Annotated in this window: 22 protein-coding genes; 12 read left to right on the top strand and 10 right to left on the bottom strand. The window is 54.8% G+C overall.

Annotation, left to right across the window (positions count from 1 at the left end):
• Window positions 1–43 precede the first annotated feature (43 nt).
• Both RA27_RS10775 and RA27_RS10770 read left to right on the top strand, forming a co-directional pair.
• Entirely contained in the window at window positions 44–280 is a 237-nt protein-coding gene (locus RA27_RS10775) for a hypothetical protein (RefSeq protein WP_039538412.1), read from the top strand.
• A complete protein-coding gene (locus RA27_RS10770) occupies window positions 277–1257 on the top strand; it encodes a D-2-hydroxyacid dehydrogenase family protein (protein ID WP_039538408.1) in 981 nt (326 codons plus the stop codon). Before RA27_RS10775 ends, RA27_RS10770 begins: the two co-directional genes overlap by 4 nt.
• Here the strand turns inward: RA27_RS10770 and RA27_RS10765 are convergent.
• Window positions 1226–2290, bottom strand: coding sequence for an AbrB family transcriptional regulator (locus RA27_RS10765; RefSeq protein WP_193746505.1), 1065 nt, complete (start codon window positions 2288–2290; stop codon window positions 1226–1228). The two genes, RA27_RS10770 and RA27_RS10765, sit on opposite strands and share 32 nt — an antisense overlap.
• A gap of 78 nt (window positions 2291–2368) precedes the next feature.
• Here RA27_RS10765 and RA27_RS10760 point away from each other — a divergent pair, with 78 nt between their 5' ends.
• Genes RA27_RS10760 through tcuB form a run of 3 tightly spaced genes read left to right on the top strand, consistent with a single transcriptional unit; the run spans window position 2369 to window position 5524 of the window.
• On the top strand, window positions 2369–3049 hold the full coding sequence (locus tag RA27_RS10760; protein WP_039538405.1) for a GntR family transcriptional regulator: 681 nt from the start codon (window positions 2369–2371) through the stop codon (window positions 3047–3049).
• 11 nt (window positions 3050–3060) lie between these two features.
• Window positions 3061–4455 (top strand): FAD-dependent tricarballylate dehydrogenase TcuA, encoded by a 1395-nt coding sequence (gene tcuA, locus RA27_RS10755; RefSeq protein ID WP_039538402.1) that lies wholly within the window; start codon window positions 3061–3063, stop codon window positions 4453–4455.
• Window positions 4445–5524: a tricarballylate utilization 4Fe-4S protein TcuB gene (gene tcuB / locus RA27_RS10750; RefSeq protein ID WP_039538398.1), complete on the top strand. Its 1080-nt coding sequence runs from the start codon at window positions 4445–4447 to the stop codon at window positions 5522–5524. Before tcuA ends, tcuB begins: the two co-directional genes overlap by 11 nt.
• A gap of 639 nt (window positions 5525–6163) precedes the next feature.
• Here tcuB and RA27_RS10745 read toward each other — a convergent pair.
• A complete protein-coding gene (locus RA27_RS10745; protein WP_039538396.1) occupies window positions 6164–6376 on the bottom strand; it encodes a hypothetical protein in 213 nt (70 codons plus the stop codon).
• A gap of 239 nt (window positions 6377–6615) precedes the next feature.
• Window positions 6616–7227 carry a TetR/AcrR family transcriptional regulator gene (locus tag RA27_RS10740; RefSeq protein WP_052265258.1) on the bottom strand — a complete coding sequence of 204 codons (612 nt, stop codon included), beginning with the start codon at window positions 7225–7227 and terminating at the stop codon, window positions 6616–6618.
• Here RA27_RS10740 and RA27_RS10735 point away from each other — a divergent pair.
• The 6 genes from RA27_RS10735 (at window position 7196) to RA27_RS10710 (ending at window position 12348) form a co-directional block, all read left to right on the top strand.
• The gene (locus RA27_RS10735) at window positions 7196–7834 is read left to right on the top strand and encodes a peroxiredoxin-like family protein (protein WP_241484048.1); all 639 of its coding nucleotides are present in this window, start codon (window positions 7196–7198) and stop codon (window positions 7832–7834) included. The two genes, RA27_RS10740 and RA27_RS10735, sit on opposite strands and share 32 nt — an antisense overlap.
• Before the next feature lie 56 nt (window positions 7835–7890).
• Window positions 7891–8358, top strand: coding sequence for a nuclear transport factor 2 family protein (locus tag RA27_RS10730; RefSeq protein ID WP_039538393.1), 468 nt, complete (start codon window positions 7891–7893; stop codon window positions 8356–8358).
• A gap of 50 nt (window positions 8359–8408) precedes the next feature.
• Window positions 8409–8816 carry a hypothetical protein gene (locus RA27_RS10725; RefSeq protein WP_152610693.1) on the top strand — a complete coding sequence of 136 codons (408 nt, stop codon included), beginning with the start codon at window positions 8409–8411 and terminating at the stop codon, window positions 8814–8816.
• Window positions 8817–8918: 102 nt separating this feature from the next.
• Entirely contained in the window at window positions 8919–9407 is a 489-nt protein-coding gene (locus RA27_RS10720; protein WP_082025100.1) for a cytochrome b, read from the top strand.
• A 420-nt stretch (window positions 9408–9827) separates the two neighbouring features.
• A complete protein-coding gene (locus tag RA27_RS10715; protein WP_039538387.1) occupies window positions 9828–10397 on the top strand; it encodes a hypothetical protein in 570 nt (189 codons plus the stop codon).
• A 436-nt stretch (window positions 10398–10833) separates the two neighbouring features.
• A complete protein-coding gene (locus RA27_RS10710; protein WP_039538385.1) occupies window positions 10834–12348 on the top strand; it encodes an ABC-F family ATP-binding cassette domain-containing protein in 1515 nt (504 codons plus the stop codon).
• A gap of 438 nt (window positions 12349–12786) precedes the next feature.
• Here RA27_RS10710 and RA27_RS10705 read toward each other — a convergent pair whose 3' ends face one another.
• Both RA27_RS10705 and RA27_RS24695 read right to left on the bottom strand, forming a co-directional pair.
• Window positions 12787–15249, bottom strand: coding sequence for an ATP-binding protein (locus RA27_RS10705; RefSeq protein WP_039538382.1), 2463 nt, complete (start codon window positions 15247–15249; stop codon window positions 12787–12789).
• A 44-nt stretch (window positions 15250–15293) separates the two neighbouring features.
• Window positions 15294–15785 (bottom strand): oxidoreductase, encoded by a 492-nt coding sequence (locus RA27_RS24695; protein WP_039538379.1) that lies wholly within the window; start codon window positions 15783–15785, stop codon window positions 15294–15296.
• A 345-nt stretch (window positions 15786–16130) separates the two neighbouring features.
• Here RA27_RS24695 and RA27_RS10695 point away from each other — a divergent pair, with 345 nt between their 5' ends.
• Window positions 16131–16745 (top strand): response regulator transcription factor, encoded by a 615-nt coding sequence (locus tag RA27_RS10695; RefSeq protein ID WP_039538376.1) that lies wholly within the window; start codon window positions 16131–16133, stop codon window positions 16743–16745.
• 22 nt (window positions 16746–16767) lie between these two features.
• Here the strand turns inward: RA27_RS10695 and RA27_RS10690 are convergent, their stop codons facing one another.
• The 5 genes from RA27_RS10690 to RA27_RS10670 form a co-directional block, all read right to left on the bottom strand.
• The gene (locus RA27_RS10690; protein ID WP_275451358.1) at window positions 16768–19347 is read right to left on the bottom strand and encodes a calcium-binding protein; all 2580 of its coding nucleotides are present in this window, start codon (window positions 19345–19347) and stop codon (window positions 16768–16770) included.
• A gap of 77 nt (window positions 19348–19424) precedes the next feature.
• Window positions 19425–20819 carry a UDP-glucose/GDP-mannose dehydrogenase family protein gene (locus RA27_RS10685; protein ID WP_193746504.1) on the bottom strand — a complete coding sequence of 465 codons (1395 nt, stop codon included), beginning with the start codon at window positions 20817–20819 and terminating at the stop codon, window positions 19425–19427.
• Window positions 20820–21001: 182 nt separating this feature from the next.
• A complete protein-coding gene (locus RA27_RS10680; RefSeq protein WP_039539015.1) occupies window positions 21002–22420 on the bottom strand; it encodes a mannose-1-phosphate guanylyltransferase/mannose-6-phosphate isomerase in 1419 nt (472 codons plus the stop codon).
• 99 nt (window positions 22421–22519) lie between these two features.
• A complete protein-coding gene (locus tag RA27_RS10675) occupies window positions 22520–24097 on the bottom strand; it encodes a glycosyltransferase (protein ID WP_039538370.1) in 1578 nt (525 codons plus the stop codon).
• The gene (locus RA27_RS10670) at window positions 24090–25526 is read right to left on the bottom strand and encodes a biotin/lipoyl-binding protein (protein WP_039538366.1); all 1437 of its coding nucleotides are present in this window, start codon (window positions 25524–25526) and stop codon (window positions 24090–24092) included. Before RA27_RS10670 ends, RA27_RS10675 begins: the two co-directional genes overlap by 8 nt.
• Window positions 25527–25635 lie beyond the last annotated feature (109 nt).

Genomic DNA, 25635 nt, shown 5'->3' with positions numbered 1-25635 from the left:
GTCGCCTATAAGGTATACTATAGTATACAAATGGGAGATAACGATGGACGACTACTCGGAATGCCTCGATATCGCGCGTCAGGAACTTAAGCTGGCGCAAGCGGTCTTGCGGCGGGACATGGCAGAGTATCCGACACCGATCGCCGGGTGCGATGAGCAGTTCAACCATCTGCTGGACCAAAGCGAACGCGTCCGGAACGCGCTGGCCGCCCTCGACGCGCCGCACTTTGTGCCAACCCCAAGAAAGCTGACCACCGGGCAAGGTATTGAAAGCCGATGAAGGTCCACATTCTTGATGACTGGTTTGACACGCTGCGTGGCGTGCCTTGCTTTGAGAAACTCACCGGTCATGAGGTGACGGTATGGACGGATCATGTCGAAGACACTGACACTCTGGCCGAGCGACTGCAGGACGCAGAGGTGCTTATCCTGTTCCGCGAACGTACCAAAGTCACCCGCGCCTTGCTGGAGAAATTACCGAACCTGAAACTGATCAGCCAGCGCAGCGTTTATCCTCATGTCGATGTCGAAGCCTGCACAGATCACGGCGTGTTGTTGTGTTCGAACATGCATGGTGGGACGCCGTCCTACGCCGCAGCCGAACTCACTTGGGCACTGATCATGGCCGGGATGCGAGACTTGCCCGCACAAACGGCCTCGGTCAAAGCAGGGCACTGGCAGGCGGGCGTGGGCAAGACGCTGCGTGGCCGTCAGCTCGGGCTCTACGGCTACGGCCGGATTGCCCGCGCGGTTGCGGGCTATGCCGAGGCGTTCGGGATGAATGTTGTTTGGTGGTCGTCTGAGGAAGGCCGGGCACGTGCGCAGGCGGATGGCGCACAGGTCGCGCCCAGCCGTGAAGCGTTCTTTGGCTGCAGCGATGTCGTCTCAATCCATGTGCGCTTGAAACCTGACACACGCGGGATCATCACCGCACCGGATTTCGCGCAGATGCAGTCGGAGGCGCTGTTTGTGAACACCTCACGAGCCGGGCTGATCGCACCTGGTGCTTTGCTTGAGGCGCTGAATGCCGGTCGCCCAGGCAAAGCGGCGATTGATGTGTTCGATACTGAGCCACTGACCGATCCAACCGATCCTTTGTTGTCGCATCCCAACCTGATCGCGACACCGCATATCGGCTTCGTAACAGAGGACGAGTTCGACCTGCAATTCGCGGATATTTTCGATCAGGTGAACGCCTATGCCGAAGGCGCTCCGATCCACATGATCAACCTCGAGGTTTGGACCAAAGCAGAATAAGATTTGCGGCGATGGGCGCACCAATGATCACCAACACGATCCTTGTCAGATGGTGGGTGATCACAAAACCCAAATCCGCGCCCGAGACGATGGCCAGCACCGTCATCTCTGCCTGCCCACCGGGCGCGAAGGCCAGAAACGCCTCGACAGGTTGGCCCAGTCCCAAGGTGGTGACAACGGCGGTGAAAGCGGCTGCCAGGACGGCAAGGACAATGACATAGGCGAAGCCCGCTGCCACTACCCGGCGTAGTTCGACCCATGTGACACCTACGAATTTCACACCAATTCCGCAGCCAATGAAAAACTGCGCTGCAAGGATGGCCTCGCGAGGCGGCCGGGTATGAATGAAGTCGCCCAGTGACAAGGCTGCAGTCAGGATCATTGGCCCAAGGATTGACGCCCCGAATAAGCCGATCCGCTCCCCGCCTTTCCAGCCGATAATGGCGGACAGAACCATCAGCGCCAATTCATGTATTGGTAGGTTGTGCGCGGGCTCGCCAATCGGATTGGTGAGTTGGGCATCATAGAACACGGTGAGGAACAAGGGGGCCAACGTCACGATGATCAGCACGCGCGTACCGTGGATCAAGGACAAGGTACGCGGATTGGCCCCCGCCTCAGTGCCAAAGATGATCATGTCTTGCAAACCGCCCGGCATGGCTGCGTAGAAAGCCGTTGTGGCGTCAAAGCCCCAGAATTTGCGAAAGAATGGCACACCTACCAGCGCGATCAGAAGGATGAAGAACGGGATCAGCGCAATTGACGCGGCCATTTTTGGCAATTCAGCAAACAGAGCCGGCGTAATCGATGCCCCTACCGCCACGCCCAGTATAGTGCGGGCGGCAACCGAGACCTGTCCAAAGCCTTCCATCGGTGCGTGCGCAAGAGCTGCAATCAAACATGCGCTCATTGGCCCGAACAGAAAAGGTAGCGGCAGGTTTAGCGCCCAAAATACCCCAGTGCCCAACACCGCCAGGCCGAGCGTGACGGCCCGTTTCGTCAGAAGAGAGGGGGTATCGGTTTGGCTGTGCAAGGTAAGCGTTCCAGCTTCGTTGACTTACATTGTATCCATATGTATACAATTGGACGCAAAATGACAAGAGAGCCCGAGATGACGATCCAAGACGCCCCGTTACAACCTGGCCCACAAGGCAATTCTGCGTATCAGCGCCTGCTGGACGAGATTCGCGAGGGCACTCTTCTGCCCGGCGACCGGCTGCGTGAGATTGAGCTCTCGGAACGGTTGGGCATCAGCCGTACCCCGGTACGCGAGGCGATAAGGCAGTTGGAGGCCGACGGGCTGGTCACGCATGTGCCACGGCAAGGTGCCACCGTGCGCAGTCTGGATTACGCTGAGGTCATGGAACTCTATGAGATGCGCGCGGTGCTTGAAGGGACAGCGGCCCGTCTGGCAGCCCGCGCGGCGTCTGATGTCGAACTGGATGAGCTTGAGGTTCTGAACGACCGGCTTGCCGAGGCGGGTACTGGCCCCGATGCGGCCCAAATCAACAAGATCTTTCACGCGACGTTGCTGGATGCGGCCAAGAACCGGTTTCTGGCAAAATCCATGCTCTCCTTGCAAAAGGCGCTATTGATCCTGGGTCCCTCGCAATTGCTGGATAGCGACCGCGCCGAGGCCGCAGTGGCCGAGCATCGGCGCATCATGGCGGCTTTGAAGTCCCGCGATGGCGCAGCGGCCGAGACAGAGATGCGCGCGCATATTCAGGCTGCGCAGCGGATGCGCATCCGCGCGTTGCAGGAACGTGACCGCGCAATCGACGATAATCAATAGGTAGACAGGATATGGCCACCCCAAAGGAAGCTTACGATATTGCTGTGATCGGTGGCGGCAATGCGGCTCTCTGCGCTGCGATGACTGCCGCTGAGGCCGGCGCGCACGTTTTGATCCTTGAAACGGCGCCAAAACCTTATCGCGGCGGAAACTCCCGCCATACCCGCAATTTTCGCTGCATGCACAAGACACCTTTGGGGCCATTGGTCGAGGAATATAGCGAAGACGAATACCTCTCGGATCTGCTGAAAGTCACCGGCGGTAAAACCGATGAACATCTTGCCCGCCTCGCGATCCGAACGTCGGAAGAATGCCTTCCTTGGATGGAAGAGCACGGGGTCCGGTTTCAGCCTTCGCTTTCCGGCACATTGTCATTGGCACGGACCAATGCGTTTTTCATGGGGGGCGGCAAATCTCTGGTGAATGCCTATTACCGGGCGGCGGCAGGTTTGGGTGTAGATGTGCTGTATGAGGCCGCTGTGACGCATCTGGAACTGAACAGCGATCAGATCGAGTGGGTCGATTACACCTATGAAGGCCAGTCTCATCGGATCACACCCAAGGCGGTCATCGTTGCCTCGGGCGGGTTTCAGGCGGATACGGATTGGCTGACCCGCGCTTGGGGCGAGCCCGCCAAGAACTTTCTGATCCGGGGAACGCCGTACAACCGAGGCGTGGTCCTGTCTGATCTGCTGGACCAAGGAGTAGAAAGCGTCGGCGACCCGACCCAATGCCACGCCGTTGCCATCGACGGGCGCGCGCCGAAATTCGACGGCGGCATCGTCTCCCGTCTGGACTGCGTTCCGTTTTCCATCGTCGTGAACAAACATGCCGAGCGGTTCTATGACGAGGGCGAAGACGTCTGGCCCAAACGCTACGCGATCTGGGGCCGTTTGGTGGCGGCGCAGCCGGATCAGGTGGGATATGCCATCATCGACACCAAGTCGCTGAACCTGTTCATGCCGTCCGTGTTCCCTCCGCTAAAGGCGGACACGTTGGACGAATTGGCCGGGATGATGGACCTGCCCGCGGAGAAACTGAAAGCAACCGTCAGCGCATTCAACGCCGCCTGCGGCGACACCAACGGGTTTCATCCGACCGAACTGGACGGGGTGACGACCTCGGGCCTGATCCCGCCCAAGACCAACTGGGCGCGCCCAATTACCGAACCGCCGTTTTATGGCTACTCGCTGCGGACCGGCGTGACCTTTACCTATCTTGGGTTGAAGGTTGACGAGACGGCCCAATGCTCGACGTCCAGCGGTAAGATCAAAAACCTTTGGGCTGCCGGGGAAACGATGGCCGGGTCCATCCTTGGGCAAGGTTATCTGGCGGGCTTTGGCATGACCATCGGAACGGTTTTTGGACGCATCGCAGGACGAGAGGCCGCCGCTTATGCAAACTGATCTTATTCAGGAAGCTCGCCGCCAGGCCGAGATCTGCAACGCCTGCCGCTATTGCGAGGGCTATTGCTCGGTCTTCCCGTCGCTGCACGCAGAGCGCGCGTTCTCGGATGGGGACATCACGCAATTGGCCAACCTGTGCCACAACTGCCGGGGCTGTTACTACGCCTGTCAGTACACCGCCCCGCACGCGTTTGACCTGAACCTGCCCAAGGCGCTGGCCGAGGTGCGGCGCGACAGTTGGGAAAGCTTCGCCTGGCCGCAGCCGCTGGCACGCCGGTTCCACACCCATGGTGGGGCCATCGCCCTGGCGCTTGTGATCGGATTTGCCCTGTTGTTCTGGGCGGTCCGCGCCATCGGTTCCAGCGGAGGCGAAGGGTTTTATGCCGTCCTGTCGCATAACGCGATGGTCGCGATCTTTGCGCCTGCATTCCTGCTGCCTCTGTTCAGTATCGTCTTCAGCCTGAGGCGGTATTGGGCAGAGGTTGGTGGCAAACCCATCCAAATGTCTGATTTGACGGCTGCGCTCAAACGTGCGGGCAAGATGCAGGATCTGGCCGCAGGCCATAGCGAGGGTTGTAACTTCGAGGACGAAGACCGTTTCAGTCAGGGCCGACGCCACATCCACCACGTCATCATGTATGGCTTCCTGCTATGCTTTGCGTCGACCTCGGTGGCGACGATCATGCACTATGTCTTCGGATTGCACGCGCCTTACGGGTTCTGGTCGTTGCCGAAACTGTTCGGGATTTCCGGGGGGCTGCTGCTGACGGTGGGGTGCGGTGCGATGGCGCTGCTCAAGCAAAAGTCAGACCGAGACCTCGGCGATCCGTCGGCCTGGGGTGGGGATATCGGCTTCATCCTGTTGCTCGGGTTTGTGGGGCTCAGCGGGCTGGTTCTCTATGCCCTCGGTTCAACGCCTCTGATGCCCGCACTGCTGGCCATCCACCTCGGATCGGTCCTGACCTTCTTCCTGCTGACGCCCTACACAAAAATGGCACATGGGTTTTACCGATTGGCGGCGCTGATCCGGGACGCGCAACGGAAAAGAGATGTGTCCATGGTCCGTTAACAGCCCGTCGCGCCTGTGTGAGCAGAAAGAACATGCAATTGGATCAAATATTATTTTGAAGATCTCTGTGTCGCAGCACTTCGAGTTGCGGACAACGTCCGGAATGGGCCGTTCACACCTGCCCGACCTGGGGCAGTCGACAAGATGCCATGATCGCTCCGGCGTCAGCATCGAACTCATTTTGACCGATGCCGCACCATGCACCAATGTCCGAACTAAGGTTTGAATAAGTATGGAGGGGCACATGCTCCTCCATTTGAACTCTGGAACTATTCCTCCGGGTGAAAGTGAACGTCCATTGGACCCTCCCATTGAATCAACAGGATTGTTGGTTCATCGGTGGGAAACGAGTCATTGTGATGCTCTTTGGGCCGTTCACGAGGATATCGTGGCCTGTTTTTGGTCGATGCTGTGCTGTCTCCACGGTCGACTGCGAGCCTAACCTCCGCCGGGCGCATTTGAGAGAATTTCAAACCGAGGTCTTGTGGGATTGACAATTGCGATGCGCAACAACGATCAGCAGCTCCGATAGAGAGGGTTGGACCAAAGTCCGGTTAGAGGCGCGATCTGATGGTCGACCAGCCAACCCGGAGGTGGCTCTCTGACTCTCGGTGCCCGACCTATTGTCGTGTGGTAAGCTTAGATGGAAGCTTGATCTCGTTCATAGCGGGTCGGCGAGTTGAACGCCGTCAACATCCAACCGTTGTCCAGATCGAACTTGCACAGCCGTTCCGGCGCTAAGCGTTCTTGCAAATGACCTGTGAGTTCTTCCTCGTGCTCACGCGAACCTTCAAACAACTTTGCATAGGTAATCCTTGAACATTCAAACTCGACATGATCGATCCTCGACATCAGCCCGGGTCGTCCTTGGCGATCAACCCAATCCCACCGGGTGATGCCGATGCAGCGTCACTGACGATGAAGGCGGTTCTGAACCTGCGATTTGCCTAGTGGGCTACGCAACTGAGATTTAGCTGTTTTTGCGGATGCACCGACATTCGCGCATCGACAGCTGGCGTCGAGACACCACGCCGCGAAATCTGACTGCGAGCCCACTCTAACCAATGCTGCGCTTTGCACCAAAGTCAGCTCTAGGGATTTGCCAGAACAGAACTGACGTATTTGTCGATGTCGCCTGCAAGGTCAGCATCTTCGAAACCCGCGCGCGCGCGGAATACCATGCCTTGCCGAAGGTCGAACATCAGCTTGGCGCGATCTGCGCTTGGGAAGCTCTGGGGCAGTTTGCCGACCCTAATTTCATGATCGAAGCGCGCTTTGATGCGTTGATCCGTTGACGTTATGGCATCCCGTAGCATTTCGGCGGTCCCATCAACATGCCCCGCACTTGTCGCTACGCACGAGACAAGAAAGCATCCCTTTGCGCCGCTGGCATGGTGCGTCGAGTAGTCGATGACTGCATCAAAAAATGCGCGGACGGCAGCGCGAATGTCGGCGATAGTTTCCAGAGCGACCAAAGGCGTGCAAGCGTCGTTTGTCGCATAGCTGTTAATGGCTTCGAGATAGAGACCGCGCTTGTCACCAAACTCAGCATAGAGACTGGGGCTGTTGATCCCCATCTCGTCCGTAAGCAGCTTCATTGACGCCCCTTCATAGCCCTGCTTCCAGAACACCCCGATTGCCTTGGTAAGTGCCTCGTTGCGGTCGAAGGTTTTGGGCCGCCCGACTTTTTTTGTGACGTTCATTACAAAAATCCTTGACGCTTCGGTTCGGATGTATTTTATAACGATCATAACAAAACGCAAGGACTACAAAATGTCATCACAAAAAACACCTGCTGGCTCTCAGTTTCCAGCACTCAAAGTCGCCAAGTTGGGTGGCGGCGATCTGACACTTGGCTTTCCTCAAGGGGGGCATGATTGGCAAATGGTTGTCGTATATCGCGGCAAGCATTGCCCAATGTGCACCACTTACTTGAAGGAGCTGGAGACACTGCTGCCCGAGTTTAATGCTCTTGGCGTAGATGTCGTGGCGGTTTCCGCTGATCCTGAAGCCAAAGCGACTGATCAGATTGCTCTGGTGCAGCCAAGCTACCCGGTCGGCTATGGGTTGAGCCGTGATCAGATGCACGAGCTTGGCCTTTACGTATCTGATCCTCGATCTGCGCAAGAAACAGATCGCCCCTTCGCAGAGCCCGGTATCTTCGTTGTCAATGCCGATGGTCAGGTGCAGGTAACAGATATCTCGAACGCGCCATTTGCCCGTCCCGATCTGAAAACCCTACTTGGCGGTCTTCGGTTCATCCGCAACCCTGAAAACAACTATCCAATCCGAGGAACACGCGCCGCATAAGGCAAGCTTTCCTTTAACTCCCTAAAATCACAATACAAACTTGAAAGGACAAGCTCATGCGCTTGACATCCGCCCTCTCTACTCTTGCTATCGTTGCTTCTTTGGTGCTGCCCGCTTTTGCTGAAACTCAGGCCCAAGCCGACGCCCGCGAAAGCCTGATCGAATTCAATGAGCGATTCAATGAACTGGCCGCATCACATGACGCAGCGGGGTTGATTGCCCTTTATGACGAAGACGCATTCTGGATCGCGCCCGCAACTCGCCCGGCCCAGGGTCGCGACGGTGTACCACGTCAGACAATCACCTTCATGAGCGAAAACAAAGGCGAGCTGTCACACACCATTGAAGACCTGTTCATCTCTGATGATGGCACACAGGCGGTCATGAAAGGCGTGACCAAGGCGGCGGTCGAAAGCCAGGGCTTCCAGCTTGAAGGGTCGTACATCTACGTCCTTGAGCGCGAGAACGAAGACGGTCCATGGCAGATCGTGCTGGATATGTTCAGCAACTACGCCACCGAATAACCCGGCAAACCTTCCCCCCTGAAAAACGAATATCCGAAAGGAAGCCAACAATGGCTATGACCGAAAATCACGCGAATGCAGCCGCCGTCAAAGACACACTGGACGGGCTGATCCATGGCGTCTCCGGACACTCATTCGAGGTTCTGGGCAACCTCTATCACCGCGACATGCAGACCTATGTTCTCTTGAACGACGGAACGTTGATGCGCAACGACAAGAACGGGTTCATGGCGTTCATCAAGGAAAACATGGGTGCGTTGAAAGACGATAATCCGTGGGTGAAATACCATCTCGTCGAAGCTGACGATACGCATGGCCACATCGTTGTCAGCCGCAAGAATGACGCCACCGGACGCTATCAGCTCATCTCGCTCAGCATTGACTTCGTGTTTGAGGATGGCCGGTGGCAGATCACGCGCGAAATCATCATGACGCGGAACGAAGCAGAAGACGCGTAAGAGCTTTGCCGCGATGCGTCGTCAGATAACGCATCCTGGCATCTACAACGCCCAGAAGGACTACGCCATGACAACCTATAGTTTTGTCTCTCGTATCAATCATTGGCTCTTCGCCATCCTGTTTATAAGCATGTTGGGGTTTGGGTTCTACCTTGCCTACGGTGGCTTGGAATTGCCGAAAAACTGCCACTAATAGCAACCCACAAAGCCATCGGTGTTGTTGTGTTGGTTCTGGCCATATGGCGTGTCGGATATCGCGCTTTGCAAGGCTTTGCCGAGCCGGTTGCAGACATGCCAAAGGCGCAGGAAACCGCCTCCAAGGTCAGTCACGTTGTTTTGTTGGTGGGGATTATCGTGATGCCAGTTTCCGGCCTGATATTGGCGCTTTACTCTGGCATTCCGTCGGATGTGTTCGGACTGTTCACGATACCTGCTGTCGGCAAAGTGGACGGGATCGCCGGGACCACACGCATCGTGCACAAAATCGCCGCCTACGTCGTTACGATAACACTTGGTCTGCACATCGCAGCGGCACTCAAGCACCACCTGATTGACCGCGACAGAACACTAGTTCGCATGATCAGCGGGTAGCAATGCTAGCCAAACTCAGAAAGAAGCGGTCATTTAACTACGGTTGCTGGATGGCGGCTTTGTCCCGCGTCTAGCCAGTTCGTGCGCTACGCCGCGAAAGGCGCTCCACCCCGGAACGGTCGTTCATAGATTTAGCGGCGAAGGCGCCGGGGAGCCCTTTCTTTCTGATATTGTACTTTGTCACAATGTCGGCTTTTTGTCCGTTTCCGACTTCCAACTATCCAGTTTCGCGGATGTCTGCAGCGAAACCAATGTTAACCTGATTGAAGTCCCCCATTGCGGAAGGCGAAGCAAACGGGCGTCGATTTGAAGCCTTTTCTCAAAACCTTGACGTACCAGCACAATAAATCCGACAGGCAGATTGCCATGTTGAGTGCACATACAGTGTATCAAACATGCTTAACTGGAAGGAGCTAAGAGATGAAAAAGGCAATCATTGCATCCGCTACGGTGTTCGCGCTAGTCGCAAGTGCCGGAATGTCCACGGCTGGCCCGTTGCGTGACCATGGCCAACGCGGGTTTGCACACAATGTTCACGCATCTGTTTCGCAAACACTCAACCACGCTGATGGGATGGCCAATACTCACCAAACCACTAAATCGTCTGGTTTTAGTTTCGATTTGCCCTCAGAGCGCCATTTGGGTCAAAATAACCGGTTCGCCACTGAGCAGTATCCCACAATTAACCCAAATTGGGGCTGGGATTTGTCCAATGCAGACGTGATCGGAAATGATGCTGGTGGGTACGCAATCGAAGACGATATTCGCCTGAATTGGGGGCAAAATCAAGTAAGCCCACTGCTAGGCCAAGGTGAGGACGATTCACGAGATGCACGCACAGTTGCTGCAAAGGCAGCCGTAGTAGCGGTCGCATATGGGTACGCGACAGGGAAAGTAAACTGGTCCATGGCAATCGCTCAGATGGCCACGTTCTGGGACGAGCTTTGCTTTCTTACTCGAGACGGTCGCAAAGGTGGTGCCTGCAGTTGAGTGCAGCAGGCATGGCGTTACGCCAAATGTGACAACAGAAGACATTTGTGCAGTCGCAACGGATGCTCACTTTGTCCGCGTCTTGCCAGTTCGTGCGCCGAGCCGCGAAAGGCGCTCCATCCCGGAGCGGACGTTCATGGATCTCGCGGCGAAGGTGTCGGGAGACACCTATACCTACAATTTTTGGCGATGCGGCAAACATCTGCTTTTCTTATCGAGCCGCTTGCTGAGACGGGAGTTGTTTCTTAAGGTCTCAGCACACAGTCACAATCTACAACGGGAGGGCACAAGCTGAACATGCGTATCATCCGCCGACTTCAGCATGGTCCCCGCTTCGCCCTGTAAATGCGTTTACAGGGCGGGCCCGAGAAACAACCCTTCTATCGGCCTGCCCTAAGCCGCATCGCGGCACCTCTTTCTATGAGCAGAGACTCCGATGACTGTGATGAACATCAACGCTTTGAGCGCAATCCGTGGCGACGTCCTTTTCGATGAACTGAGCCTGACAATTTCCAAGGGTGATCGTATTGGATTGGTTGCCGCAAATGGGCGCGGCAAGACAACACTTTTGGAATTCATGGCCGGTCAATCCGAACAGACCAACGGGAGTATCGTCCGGGCGCGCGGTTTGCGGGTGGGATATGTGACCCAATATGTGCCGGAACGCGCTTATACCAAGACGCTCTATGAGTGGGTGCTTGGCGCCCTTCCTGCCGAGCAGGCAGAATACGAAAGCTGGCGTGTAGATGTTGTGCTTGGTGATCTGAGTGTTCCGTATGAGTTGCAGCATCGTCTGCTCAACGAATTGAGCGGCGGGTGGCAAAGGACTGCATTGTTGGCTGCCGCCTGGATTCAGGAGCCAGGTATTCTATTGCTGGATGAACCAACCAATCATTTGGATTTGCATCGTATAGGCTTGCTCCAGAACTGGTTGGCTGCCTTGCCACGTGAAGTGCCCGTTGTAGTGACGTCGCATGATCGCGCATTTCTTGATGCGACCACCAACAAAACACTGTTTTTGCGCGCGAAAAGGTCACGTGTTTTTTCACTCCCATTTTCGGAAGCACGAGCAGCACTTGATGAAGCGGATGCTGCCGACGAACGGCGGTTCGCCAATGACTTGAACAAAGCGCAGCAGCTACGCAAGCAGGCGGCGAAGCTGAAGAACATCGGCATCAATTCCGGGTCTGATCTTCTGGTGACCAAAACCAAACAGCTAAATGATCGCGCGGCGCAGATTGAAGCGACTGCCAAACCGGCCCATTACGAACGCAGCGCCGGTGATATCAGATTGGTCAATAGCGGCACTCATGCCAAAGCTCTGGTCACATTAGATGACGCACGGGTTGAAACGCCTGACGGTCGCTTATTGTACAAGACCGGGCGGAAATGGGTTTTGCCAGGGGACCGCATCGTGCTTCTGGGGGCCAATGGCACCGGCAAGACCCGATTGATAAAGATGGTGCAAGGCGCACTCTCGGGGAATGGCGGGGCGGTCAAATGTGCCCCTTCGGTTGTGTCTGCCTATTCAGACCAGCATCTGAGCCAGCTTTCGAACAGCGACACACCGATGCTCGCTGTTACGGGGCAATTTGACATTGGTGATCAACGCGCGCGTAGCGTTCTGGCTGGCGCGGGTGTGAACATACAAATGCAAGACACCAAAATCGGTGCGCTGTCTGGGGGGCAAAAGGCGCGCTTGGCGATGCTGATACTGCGGCTCAGAAATCCGAATTTTTATTTGCTTGATGAGCCGACGAACCATCTAGACATTGAAGGACAAGAGGCTCTCGAGGATGAATTGATCACACAGGGCGCTTCATGTTTGCTTGTTAGTCACGACCGCAGCTTTTTACGAAATGTCGGCAATCGGTTTTGGCTTGTCACAGATAAAGGTCTGGAAGAGACGGACAGCCCCGAGCCGTTTTTGGCAAGAGAATTGGGTTCATAGTAATCAATTTGGTTCAACAGGTTGTGCAGGGCGGTCGTCGTCGAAACGGACTTTCGTGTGTTTTCAGCGAAAGTCCGCTCCGTCCCGTTTCGCGGCCATTTGTGGACGATGATGTGAATGGCAGCGATTCCTGAAAGCAAGCATTCCTGCATCGAGCGGCGAAGGCGTCAGAAAGTCCCAGTGCGACCGATGCTACGGCCCGCGCAAATGGTCGATATTATCCGATTTGGTTCTCTGGTAGCCCGGGATCAGTTTCAGCGACGCTTGCCCGCTGAGATGTCCATATCACCATTTTTGTATGTCTCATTGCGATCTGAATCTTTGGAGCTCTTGCGATAAAAATAGAACGCATGGTCGAATTGGCCGGTTTTTCCTGACTTCACATAAAGCTGGGGATGCAAATGGGAGAATAGTCGGCCGTAGCCAGCGAATTGAACTTCAACGACAACGTTTGGCTTCGTACTGCAAATCCCTCAAGAAAGTAGCCTTCTCGTCGTCCCATTCCTGCGAATTGCAGTTTTGAATCTCATTCAACTTGGACCATAAATCGTTTTGCCCGAGTATAGCAGCAGAGCCACATAGTTTATGCGCCGCTTGCCTATGTGTGTCATTTAACTCATTGGAATTATTGAGACTGTCAATAAGACCAACAACTTCGCTGTTCAATTCCCTGCAAGCTTCACGGAATTTGTCCTCTCCAAATCGAATCCTGAAGTCATTGTCTGCCTCCATAACCTCAACCCTTTGCACCTTCACAACTTTAGACAGTTCTGACTGTAAAGCCGCCAATGAAACGGGTTTAACCAGCAACCCCTGAAACTCAGCCGCCAGTATGGCCTCGTGATCTTTGGGGGCTGCATGGGCCGTGACCGCAATAGCTGGCAAATTGCACCACTCGACATTCCGTTCGCGAACTCTGCCGAGTGTTTCGATGCCATCGATACCAGGCATGCTAATGTCCAGAAGAAGGACGTCGAAAGGCTCCGCGCTGAGCTTTTCCAAGGCAGCATATCCATTTTCGGCTTCGGCGACCTCAAAACCAATATCCGCAAGCATGTCGGTCAAGATCATCCGGTTGATTGCGTTATCGTCCACCACCAGTGCTTTCAAACCTTGCCGAACGCTTGCCTGTGGCGTTTCGGAAGTATTCAATTCGCGCGCCATTTCAGGTCTGGATGCTGGCAGAGGCAACCGCACGGAGAACAGGCTTCCCTCGCCGAGCACGCTTTCAGCGGAAATGTCGCCTCCCATCGCCTCAACGAGCCTTTTGGTGATAGCCAGTCCTAATCCTGTTCCGCTTTTATCTCGCGCAAAGGCAGTATCGATCGTGACAAATTCATCGAAGATAACATCCAGGTATTCCGGTGATATCCCCACCCCGGTATCTGCAACGCGAAACTCGACCAAGTCGTTGTGCTGAAGTCTTTCAACTTCGATGGAGACTGAGCCGCCTCGCGTAAACTCGATTGCATTGCCCAGGAGGTTCACGAGACATTGCTGCAGCGCCGTTCTGTATCCAAGAACCTCGCAAAGCTCCTCAGATAGAACATCGACCTTCAGATCGTTGCCACGCGCGTCGGCATTTGCTGCGAGGCTATCCGCCACCTCCCTCACGACTTTGCATAAATCAAAATTGGATTTGTCACGCAAAGCATTGCCGGAACCCAGCCGAGAGAAATCCAGCACATCGGTTACATGCGACAGCAATAGCTTACCGGACACTTCGATTGAATGAAGATGCCGCTTTTGCCGGTCTGTCAGGTTGCTATGGTCAATCAGTTCGGCAGACCCGAGTATTCCGTTCAACGGAGTACGCATCTCGTGGCTCATCACGGTCAAAAGATCAGACTTGGCCCGCTCACTTTCCTGCGCTTTGTCTCTTGCAGCACGCAAATCTTCCTCGGCCTTAAGCTCCTCGGTGATATCGCGAAGAAACGACACAAAAACCCGCTCTCCGTCGGTTTCGGCAAGGGAAATCGACAGCTCAACCGGAAAGGTCTCTTGCGATTTGCGCAGACCCTCCAGCCTCACACGACCAGCGCCGATGACCTTTTGCTCCCCAGTCTCCAGAAATCGCGCCATACCCTTTCTGTGGAGGTCACGCAGGTGCTCAGGAACGATGAGTTCGGCCATATCAGCGCCGATTGCTTCGGCTTGGCTATATCCAAATACATCTTCGGCAGCGCCATTGAACTCCAGGATTCGACCAGACGTGTCGACGACCAGAACCGCATCCAATGAAGATGTAATGGCCGCCTCAAACCGATTGCTGGCCGACTGGCTTTGGCGCGCCAATAACTGCCCCTGCCGAAATAATTTCACGAGGATTGCAAATGCCAAAAGCAACGCGACGAAAAGCACGACGAGCGATGAAGCCAATCGGATCAGCGTTCCGGCCAACTCAGCACGTCGGCTTGCGTTTTCCTGCGCAAATCCCTGAATTCCGCCAAGCGCAAGTTCACGAATTTGGGGGCGCAGTGTCTGGATTTGGGTTCGCAACTCAGAAAGCCCCGCGCGCAATTGACGATCTGGCCCATCGATCAACGGGATCAGCCGGGATTTGAAGTCTTCGGTTGCCCGCAGGGCGGATTGTGCCGCCGTGTCCTCTCGCAAGAATGAAAACAGCGCGCTGCCCGACAGAGTATCCGCACGGCTGTAGAAAATATCGAAACGATTCCGGACGGCCGCCAAGTCAACGCCTGAGTCTTTCGAAGCATCGATAACCGCGACCTCGAGCCTAAGAAGCTCGACTTCGAGCTGGGACATCAGCCAGCTTACGTTGTCCGTTTTGGAAGTAGCCAGGGCATCGAGGTCTGACTTAACCTCACGCCCCAGCGAAAATACGATCAAAAGGCCTGCAAACAGCAAGCCTATGAACGCAAATATCGGCCATCTCTTCATGTTGACGAAAAGCTCTTGTGTATCGATGGCCTTCTCCTTGGATCCTATTGCGCAACAACCTCCAAGCGATTGAGTTGCCAAATGCTGCGGGCATAAATTTCTTCGGACTGATACGCTTCGTTAGCATCGTAAGGGTAAATGATCCACAAAGGTCCTTTGTCGCGAACCGACATTGCCCGGCTATTGCGCGAGTAGGCGACAATCGGGCCACCTTCTATTGCATCGCTGGTTGGAATGGTGACGGCGTAGTCGTTCAAAGCCACCGCTCGTATGGTCCCCTCTTCCGCCTGAACATGGTTCAATAACACGTCAAGGGAAACGCCTTCAAAGCTTTGCATACCTTCGGTCCAGATCGTCGTTGTTTCGATTAACTGACTAGGCAGCGCCTCAAGGGCCTTCCTGTCAAATGCCCAAGTGTTCTGACCGTTGTTGGGACCCACATCGCCAGAAACTGTGAGGATGACTTCTTCCGCAAGTGTCGATGTACCAAGTGATACGACAAGTATGACACAAAATGATTTGAGTGTTTTGAACATGCGAGATTGTGTCCGTTGGAAGTTGCGACTTTGTCTAATGGGTTTTGACATGGGTCCGGGAAACAGTCTCAGGTGGAAAAGGATAGACCGCTATACTTTAGGATAGGTCAGCGCGCCAAAGGTCAGATCATCAACCTAATTTGCACGCATTCGCATTCCCCATTCATGCCATCAAAGTCAGCGCAACGTTGGTCAAGAAATCAAGCCGGCCAGTGTGACAAAGCAAGAGTCTAGGGAAACAACATGGCTTCACAAATTTTGGCGAATAGTAACCCTTTGCATGGTTCAACTATACCGGGTGCGGTAAAACCGGATCAAAGCAATTGTTCAAGGTCACCCATATCGATGCGGATTCTACTGGCTGATGATCACGGGTTGGTTCGTGACACGATTTCCTCCTACCTCGAAACCGAGGGGCGCGCGGCTGTCGTAGCAGTGCCCGACTACATGGCCGCAATGAAAACACTGTCATCCGAAGATCCATTCGACCTTGTCCTCTTGGACTTTGAAATGCCGGGCATGAACGGGATCGACGGGCTGTCCGATGCAATCCGCCAATTCCCTGAGCAGGCTTTTGCGATATTGAGCGGAACCGCGCCAAACAAAATAGCGCAGCAAGCGGTTGAAATGGGTGCCGTTGGCTTTTTGCCCAAGACTATGGGCGCCAAATCCCTGGTCAACGCGGTGCGCTTTATGATCGCTGGTGAAACCTTCGTCCCAGCCAGCGTTCTAAGCATGGATGGTGACGTCAGAGAAAGCGATTTTTCCCGTCAGCTCAGCCAGCGGGAAAAACAGGTTCTGCGTGGATTGTGCCGAGGGCAATCCAACAAAGAAATCGCGCGCGAGTTGGATCTTCAAGAAGTTACGATCAAGCTACACGTGCGGACGCTTTGCAAGAAACTGAATGCAAAAAACCGGACCCAGGCTGCTCTCATCGCGCGGGATGCAGGATTCGAGTGACCCGGGTCCAGAGGTTGGGACCTCAGAATAGGAAGTAGTCATAAAGTTGATCGTAATCCGCAGCTGCGCCTTCAAGGATCAGCGTGGTATCGGCTGACAATGCGATGGACACATCGGTTCCGTCCACGATTTCGGAGTTGGCGTTGAACCAATCCAACGTGTCAGCACCACCGCTATCAAGGTTGAGACCACGCAGATCCAGCACATCCCCCTCGCTTATCAAAAAGTCAGTGATCGTATCGGTCGACCCGTCCAGGTCCTCACCGCGGAAAACGAACCTGTCTGCATCTGCACCGCCAGTGGCCTGATCGTCCCCGGCACCCAGATAAAGCCGATCTTTCCCTGAACCTCCGTCCAAAGCGTCGTCACCGCTGGAGCCATTGAGATAATCGTTGCCGGCGCCACCGATCAACTCATCATCGTCGGAACCGCCCTTCAGCGTGTCGGAACCCTCGCCGCCAGCTAAGGTGTCGTTTCCGGAACCACCGTCCAAAGTATCAGAGCCGAGACCACCTATCACGGTATCACTACCGGAGCCCCCTGAGAGGCTGTCATCGCCCACACCGCCATTCAGGTCATCGTTGCCAGATCCTCCAGACAGCGTGTCGTTTCCGTCATCTCCAGACAGAATGTCATCGCCAGAACCGCCTGACAAACTATCGTTCCCATCGCCACCATTCAGGACGTCCGCACCCGATCCGCCGTCGATTTGGTCGTTGCCTATGCCACCGAACATCTCATCATTGCCAGAGCCACCGTCCATAACGTCTTGGCCGTCTTCACCTCGCAATGTGTCAGCTTCGGATCCACCGCGGAGTGTGTCATCGCCCAATCCACCGATAAGAATGTCAAAGCCTGAACCACCGTCCAAAATATCATTGCCGATCCCACCATCCAGCATGTCGTGCCCAGCCGAGCCCATCAGGTGATCGTCGCCCTGCCCGCCGAACAACGCGTCGTCGTCTTCTGTAAGAACATTGCCAAACTGGTCGTACCGCACACCGTCTTCGTCATATTGCGAGACAATGCCGCTGTTGGCGCCGACGCCGGCTCCACCGTGCAGCAGGTCGTTGCCGTCATCCCCTTCGAGCACGTCCCCTGAACTACCACCCGTCAGGGTATCTGTGCCAATCCCACCGTATAGGGCATCGCTACCTTCATTGCCCGAAAGGTCATCATCGTAGCTCAACGCGCCTTCGGTGGTCGCGACCAGTGTTAGATCCTTAACCAAAACGCTTGCATCCAAATCGACGGGCGCAAACGGACTGGTTGCTGTCGGGTCGGCGGCACCATCATTCGAATACGATTTCGGAGCTTCTTCGATAAGGTGCAGGCTGGCGTCACCCGTCACATCATCTACGATAACCTGGAAAATGGCGCCTGTTGCAGGTGTCGAGTCATCCATGTCGTGATCGCCTGAGTTACCACCAACAAACAGGTTTCCATCTGCGTCAATGATTGCAGCCCCAAAAGTCATCAACGGGACTCCGCTCAGGACTTCGCCGTTGATCACTGTCGATGTGACTGAAACCGTTCGAAATTCGGGTTCGCCCGAAGAGATGTCGACGATCAACATAACCGTAGCTGCACCTTCGGAACTTGGGCGAGAGACACCGTAGAACGACTGTGAGGCCGCGTCGAACGCAACATCGTAGACTTTAAAATCCACAAGATCGGATGGCAACTTGTACACTGTGGTTACCGGGTTTCCATCCACATCGACCTGATCAACATCAATGACTGCGATACGGTCCATACTGGATTGAAACGACCAAAGGTTTCCCTGATCATCAAAGTCTCCGGTCCAGGACCGATATGGCGTGCTGCCAACACGGTAGCTATTCCCTTCGGCGTCCAGCATCACCAAATCAGAGCGGCTAACCACCTGCCCCAGTGAATCCACTCCGTCGCCTACTGCGATGGCATACAGAAGGTCGTCTTCCGTATTGTAACCCATTGAGTTCACATTGACCGTGCCCTCGACGCCCGCCATTTCATAGGCTTGGGTTTCGACATCAAACACGTGCAGTGTTCCATTTAGAACCTGATAGAGATTTGATTGCCCATCGGCGAATGCGGAAACCGTCACGGTTTGCCCACCAATCTCGATATCCTTGTCATAGTGAAACGCAGGACCGGACATATCAATTGTTGGACCGTTGCCTGACACATCAATCGATCTGATCGATATGGTCGAGCGATCATCATCAGCTGTGAATTGAACGGAATGAGATCCGAAGGCACCGCTTTGAGAAGAAAACTCTGCCACCACCTCACCATCGACCAGCACTTCGACGGCAGCACCAGAACGACCTGCAGCAAAATTTGTCGCGAGCTCCAGGTTCAGTTCATAGACCCCGCCCGCTTCGGTCGTAATCTGCTGCTCCATCTGCTGGTGGCCGTTTGCGAGATCAACCAATCCCCATTCGCCGTTCTCGGCGTAGTCGGAAAAACTGACAGCACCTTCTGTGCCTTCCAGCAAGTTTGCCTCGGCATAGTCACCGTGCAACACATCATCGCCAGCTTGCCCATGGATCTCATCGTTTCCTGCAAGCCCTACCAGGGTCTCCTGCTCACTTCCGCCAACAAGTTGATCAGACAAACCCGTTCCTAAAATTACATTTGAAGATACCGCAGGCATCATTTCACCTCTTACTTTCAGCTATTTGGAGCAAAAATTTACCAACCGATGCCGTCGATCCGACGGTTCACCGGGTTCTGGGGGAACAAGCGCACCACATCCACGACCGGCATCTCTGGTTTGCTGGAAACGGCGTTCTGATAAGCGGGGTTGCGGTGGCAGACGATGACAGCCTCGGCCTGTTCCATTACATCTTCTATGCTGTCGCAAAGCATAGACTTGATGGAACCCGCGAGGGTTCGAATGCCAGAGCCCGCGTGATGCATGTAGGCTTGCAACCCGCTCAGAGGGGTTTCTTTTGTCACCGCTGGATCATGCAGGACCAACTCCACCCCCTCGGCATGGAGCTCGGCCATGACTTCCAGGATAGGGCTTTCGCGCAGATCGTCGGTGCCGGGTTTGAAAGCCAGCCCCAGAACGCCAACACGCTTGGCCCCCGTCTTTCGCAGCATCTCGGTCGCTTGATCGATCTGTTCCCGGTTTGAGCGGTCAAGGTTGCCGATCATGGGCAGTTCGACACCCAATTTTTCAGCTATGTGTGTAACCGCGCGCACCTCTTTCGGCAGGCATGAGCCACCATAAGCAAAGCCCGGCTTCAGATAGTAAGGTGAGAGGTTCAGTTTGGTATCTTGGGTAAAGACATCCATAACTGCGTGGCTGTCCACGCCCAGCGGCTTGCACAAGCGGCCGACTTCGTTGGCAAAGCAAACCTTGGTCGCGTGCCATACATTGTCGACATATTTGATCGTCTCAGCCACTTCGACCGTTGTCAAAATAGGATCTGGATCAACCGGTGCGAAGATGCGCTTCATGACTTCCGCCGTGCGAAAATCGTTGGTGCCAAGCACTGTTTTCGGAGGGTTGTGGAAGTCATCTATGGCGACGCCTTCCCGTAGAAACTCAGGATTGAAGCACACCCCAAAGTCCTGGCCCATCTTCTTTTCTGAAAGCCGCTCAAGGATCGGGACCAAAACGTTCATCGTGGTTCCGGGCGGGATCGAGCACCGCATGGCAAAGATGTGGAATCCATCTTTCTGACGAAGGCCAACTGCCATCGAGCGAGCCGCCTGTTCAATATAGCTATAGTCGCAGCCCCCGTCCGGAGCGGTTGGTGTTCCTACCGACACAAAGGTAACGTCGGTTTCACGTACAGCTGCGCTCAGATCGTCCGTTGCAGAGATCAGCCCCTTTTGAACGCCTTGCTTGAGAGTTGAACCAAGATTTTCTTCGTGGATCGGGCTCTCTCCACGCGCGATCTGGCTCACTTTGTCAGGGTCGATGTCAACACCTACGACCCGATGCCCAAGTGACGCCAAACATGCGGTTGAAACAGCGCCGACATAGCCCAGCCCGACAACACTGATCCGGGGTTTTTGCGAAGACGTCGGTATGACAATTTCGGCGTCTTTCTGAGTAATTTTTCTGAGTTCCATAGATTTACCTCCGATTTAAATCCAAGGTAACGCGCTGATAATTTTGATAAATGTATCGGCAGACTATCTGGAATGCGCAAATGACGCCGGATATATACGAATGGTCATCAAACCCATACGACAGAAAAAACCCGCGTGAAAATCCACGCGGGCCAGTCTTCAGGAGGGTGGTGCAAGTGAATCTAAGCTACAGCGACACGGTCATAGATATCCTCGTATCTCACGATGTCGTCTTCGCCTAAGTAACAACCGGATTGAACTTCGATCAGATGCAAAGGCAGTTTCCCCGGGTTCTCCAACCGATGGACAGCACCCAGCGGGATGTAGGTCGATTCATTCTCGGAAAGCAGGCTGACTCTGTCACCAACCGTCACGGTTGCTGAACCACTGACAACAACCCAGTGTTCGGCTCGGTGCATATGGCTTTGCAGGGACAGCTTGGCACCAGGCAGAACCATGATCCGTTTGACCTGAAACCGAGAACCCAGCGACAGCGTTTCGTAGTAACCCCAGGGACGATGGCACCGGCGGAACATCTCGGCCTGGTCGGAGCCTTCGTTGCGCAACGCGTCCACTACCTTGCCGACTTCAGCACTGTGCGACATGTCCGCGACCAGAATTCCATCGTCGGTCGCGACTGCAACGATGTCCTTCAAACCCAGTCCGACCAACTTGATATCCGGGTTTTCCGACCTCAGCAGGCTGTCGCGGCAATCAATGGCTGTCGAATTTCCAGAAGTGACATTCGCCCCCTCATCCAGCTGCCCCTGATCCTTCACCGATTTCCAACTGCCCAGATCGGACCACCCGCAGTCCAATTCAAACGCTACGACACCTTTTTCGACATGCTCCATTACCGCATGGTCAAACGAGAGGCTCGGACAGCGAAAAAAGGCGTTTTGATCGAGTCGGTAGAAACCCAGATCCTTTTGACCGAGAGCCACCGCGGCTTCGACCGGCGCAGACATCTCAGGGGCGTGCGCTTCAAACGCCTTTAGCACAGTATCGACCCTGAACATGAACATCCCTGCATTCCACAGCCAGTCACCGCTTTCCAGCATGACCTTTGCGGTTTGAGCATCGGGCTTCTCGGCAAACGTAGAAATCAGCAACGCCCCTTGGTACCCGCCCGCAACCCTCAGGTAGCCGAAACCAGTCGCGGCATGATCGGGTTTGATCCCAAAGGTGACGATCTTGCCGCGTTTGGCTGTTTTTTCAGCGCGCACCATAGTCCGGCGAAATGCCGACACGTCCTCGATCGCGTGATCGCTGGGCAGGACAAGCAGGATCGTTTCCGGCTCTTCCTTGTACCGCAACGCGGCTGCCAGAACCGCAGCGGCGGTATTGCGGCCAACAGGTTCCACGATCAGTTCAGACTTTTCGGCATCAACATCTGCCAATTGTTGTTGGGCAATGAACCTGTAGTCTTCGCCCGTCACGATCAGTGGTGCCGAAAATCCAGGCTCGGCCACACGTTCAACTGTTTTCTGAAACAGGCTGTTGTCGCCATCCAGTTCGACGAACTGCTTTGGGTAACTCTTACGAGAGACGGGCCAGAGACGGGTGCCGGAACCACCAGCAAGGATAATTGGCTGAATCATGTGAAACCTCATCATTACAAGTCTGATTTCAGATTATCGGCCCCCGCCCTTATTGCTGCGTGTCATAGGCTTAAGCTCGCTATCGAAAGGATAGGTCTATTAGCCGAACGGCATCTCGATCAGACCGACATAGATCAGGATGGCGGTTAAAAACGTCAGGATAGCGGTGACCATCTGGAACTTGGCAAATCCGCTTTTTAGTGTCTCGGCAAAGCCCGATCCACCGCCTGAGCTTTGGTTGCCTCTGTTCGACCATTTCTGTTTGGACAGGTGAAAGATCATGTAGATCTTGACCGTCGCGTTGATCACTTGATTGAGATACAGGATGAACGGCCAACTCATATCCGCGCGCCTGCTGTATCCGAACAGGAACAGGCACAGCACGATCCGTGAAAACAGCACCCAGATTATGCAGTTCCAGAAGTAACCCGGCGCAATCAGGCTGCCGACAACGGCCATGACCGGACTGACCATCATGGTCCACATGGCGATCCTTTGATCAACGACACACCACCAGATGAAAAACGGCATTGCGGTCGGACCAAGAGCGATTGCGCGGCTGCCATTCCGCAGCATGTTGCCCGACCAACGGCGGAAGTTCTGAACCATCCGCATGAGGCCGTTTTCCTTGATGACCTCAATCGTGTAGACCGTGGCATCCGGCACGTAGGTCATTTTCGCACCCACGCTCAGCAGGCGATACCAGGTTGATTTGTCATCCCCGGACAGAAACCGGAAATTACCCCAAAGCCAGTGATGCAGGTGATCCGCCTCGATCGTGCGAATGAATTTCTCGTCCAGGATATGGCGCGCGCGAAACACGCTCATTCTCCCCGTCAGCGTCAACACACGACCCGACAAAGCATGGCTTTGCATCGCAAGACGACGCTGGGCGAACCGCATGTCCAGCCATTTGGCGATCCAGGCCGGGCCATAGCATATGACCTCTTCATCTGTGGTCAGCGCCTGTAATTCTGGATCGCTTGCAAACATTGGCAGGGTTTTACGTAGAACATCCCCGCCAAACAGGGCGTCTCCGTCCATGAAAATCACCAGATCATCAGGCGACGCACCGGATCGGCAGATCGCCCGCAGGATCAGACCAATCGCCATTCGCTTGCCCGGCTGGTTCTGACGGATGAATACAAGCGTCGCCAGATCATCCGGGATATCTTGCGCATAGGTTTCGACAAAGTCGCGAATGATCTGCTCATCATATGCACTGCCTGTACCGATATAGATCGTCGTCGGTATCCGTTCACGGCGGATTTGTCCAAGGATGGACCCCACAACACGTTTGGTGATGGAGGGTTCCTCAAAATAGGTCGTCATCTGAATATGAAGGCGTTTGGGGCGCCAGCCCGCATCCCAAATTGCATCCGCCCGGCGCCGCACGCCCGGCCATTTGCCTTTCGCATAAATCTGAGCCCTTAACGCATGGGTAAACCACCAACCAAATCGCCAGAACCCAAGTGTTCCAAGGACCATCGTGATGTGCAAAACACTCGGGTTGAAGAACCGGTTCGGTACGTTCGCCAACAGCCAGAGCAGCCCCATAAACAAGAGCAAGAACAAGGTGAACTGCGGTACTGACCACTTGCAAAAATAGTTGGGAACATCTGTTTGCAGCTCCCTTAACCGCCGCGCCAGATCTTTGTCGAATTCGTATTCAGTCATGGATTCGGCCCACACGCGGGTCCATGGACTTTAACCACGCATGGAAGCGTGTCCCCAACTGCCGCTTTGCTTCCAGATTCACCGGGGCTCCCAACCGCAATTGGCTTTTTGTTTGTTTCGAGGACAGGCCAATTGCGCGAACCGTAACAATGATTCCGAACTCTCCGGGTCGTTCAGGATTGTCCCCTGCGCGCACGTCCCAGACCTCACCGGGAATGGTGATCTTCTTTCCCTTCTCATTGAAGCCGATCGTTGCGGGCATGCCAATGTAAATCGTTTCAGCAAACCGTTCCGACACCCATCCGATCGTCATACGAGGCTCAGCCGTTTCAAAGACCAACTCGTTTGCCGTACCACCGAACGGCTGCCCCTTCCGAACGATGAAGTCCTGAACAATCCCGTCTGTTGCTGCGCGAACGTGATTGTTTTCAATTTTCTGTTGCTGAGCTTCTTTTGTTGCTTCCAACGCCTTTACCGCGGAGGCGCGATTGCGTTCTTCGGCTTCCAGCAAGTTTGTTACGATCAATACTGGATCGACCGACTGCGCCAGCTCAGGGTTGCGTTCACGAAGGCTAAGCCATTGGCGCCGTAGATCGTCAAACCCGCCGTCCTGCACAAACTCTACATAGAAGCGCATGGCTGCCGCGACGCGTTCGGATAATACCTCCGAGTTTGATAGGGACCGAAGTTCTTTCAAAGCCTCGGAGATTTTGACATCCTCGGTGCGGGCAAGCGCCAGTTCCGCCTCGGTGCGTTTGAGCGCCGCCACAGCTTCCGCATCGTCCATCAAGAATAGAAGATCACCCTCGCGCACCTCCTGCCCAGCCGTGACTTCAATGTGTTCGATATAGCCGTTGGCTGAAGGGAAAGAAGAGATCATTGGGGCCAACACGCGCCCGTGTTGGATGTCAATTCGGTCCAAATTGGTGAAAATGTTGTTTCCAATAACGCCAATCACCGCCGCTGCGATCAGCAGATAGGTCGCCACATTGAGTAAAACACGCAAAGATCGTGGAAGAAATCTCGCAGGTTTTCGGGATTGTTCGCCTTCCGTTTCCTCCATCGGCACCAAGTCAACCGGAGTGTCGAGACTGGTTATCACATCTGCGCTGCTGGCCATTCGCCCAGACAACAGAGAGCGATAAAACAGAGCCAACGTCTCGCGTTGCCGACCGCTTAGACCTTCCAGCTGCACTGTGGAATTGGGACCTGGCTTCGACAAACGTACCGGGAAGCGGATATCTACGCCTTGAAAAGGGACGCTAAGTGTCGCGGTTTTGGGGCATTCAGGCGCGTCGTCCGGCCATTCCAGCCCCGCAAGCGACCAGCGTTCAATCGCGACCACCGCGCCAGAGGGGGTTTCCACGACCAGCGGTGCTTTGACCTTCCAATCCAGGTCCGGCCCCGGTGTTTCGTGCAATATACGCAATGTCGCCTCAGAAACTGTTGACAGGACTGAGGTAGCAACAAATCACAGCTTCTGACGGACACACGGACGCATATTTGTACGCAAATAAGATCGCTTCCGATACTAAAGT

Source organism: Ruegeria sp. ANG-R (genome assembly GCF_000813985.1).
GTDB lineage: Bacteria > Pseudomonadota > Alphaproteobacteria > Rhodobacterales > Rhodobacteraceae > Ruegeria.
The sequence above is the reverse complement of the archived record's forward strand: the minus strand, read 5'-3'. Positions and strand labels throughout refer to the sequence as shown.

Excerpts from the sequence above, each read along its gene's own strand:
- RA27_RS10775 (WP_039538412.1), top strand. The coding sequence starts at position 44 with ATGGACGACTACTCGGAATGCCTCGATATCGCGCGTCAGGAACTTAAG.
- RA27_RS10770 (WP_039538408.1), top strand. The coding sequence starts at position 277 with ATGAAGGTCCACATTCTTGATGACTGGTTTGACACGCTGCGTGGCGTG.
- RA27_RS10760 (WP_039538405.1), top strand. The coding sequence starts at position 2,369 with ATGACGATCCAAGACGCCCCGTTACAACCTGGCCCACAAGGCAATTCT.
- tcuA (WP_039538402.1), top strand. The coding sequence starts at position 3,061 with ATGGCCACCCCAAAGGAAGCTTACGATATTGCTGTGATCGGTGGCGGC.
- tcuB (WP_039538398.1), top strand. The coding sequence starts at position 4,445 with ATGCAAACTGATCTTATTCAGGAAGCTCGCCGCCAGGCCGAGATCTGC.
- RA27_RS10745 (WP_039538396.1), bottom strand. The coding sequence starts at position 6,376 with ATGTCGAGGATCGATCATGTCGAGTTTGAATGTTCAAGGATTACCTAT.
- RA27_RS10740 (WP_052265258.1), bottom strand. The coding sequence starts at position 7,227 with ATGAACGTCACAAAAAAAGTCGGGCGGCCCAAAACCTTCGACCGCAAC.
- RA27_RS10730 (WP_039538393.1), top strand. The coding sequence starts at position 7,891 with ATGCGCTTGACATCCGCCCTCTCTACTCTTGCTATCGTTGCTTCTTTG.
- RA27_RS10725 (WP_152610693.1), top strand. The coding sequence starts at position 8,409 with ATGGCTATGACCGAAAATCACGCGAATGCAGCCGCCGTCAAAGACACA.
- RA27_RS10715 (WP_039538387.1), top strand. The coding sequence starts at position 9,828 with ATGAAAAAGGCAATCATTGCATCCGCTACGGTGTTCGCGCTAGTCGCA.
- RA27_RS10710 (WP_039538385.1), top strand. The coding sequence starts at position 10,834 with ATGACTGTGATGAACATCAACGCTTTGAGCGCAATCCGTGGCGACGTC.
- RA27_RS10705 (WP_039538382.1), bottom strand. The coding sequence starts at position 15,249 with ATGAAGAGATGGCCGATATTTGCGTTCATAGGCTTGCTGTTTGCAGGC.
- RA27_RS24695 (WP_039538379.1), bottom strand. The coding sequence starts at position 15,785 with ATGTTCAAAACACTCAAATCATTTTGTGTCATACTTGTCGTATCACTT.
- RA27_RS10695 (WP_039538376.1), top strand. The coding sequence starts at position 16,131 with ATGCGGATTCTACTGGCTGATGATCACGGGTTGGTTCGTGACACGATT.
- RA27_RS10685 (WP_193746504.1), bottom strand. The coding sequence starts at position 20,819 with ATGGAACTCAGAAAAATTACTCAGAAAGACGCCGAAATTGTCATACCG.
- RA27_RS10680 (WP_039539015.1), bottom strand. The coding sequence starts at position 22,420 with ATGATTCAGCCAATTATCCTTGCTGGTGGTTCCGGCACCCGTCTCTGG.
- RA27_RS10675 (WP_039538370.1), bottom strand. The coding sequence starts at position 24,097 with ATGACTGAATACGAATTCGACAAAGATCTGGCGCGGCGGTTAAGGGAG.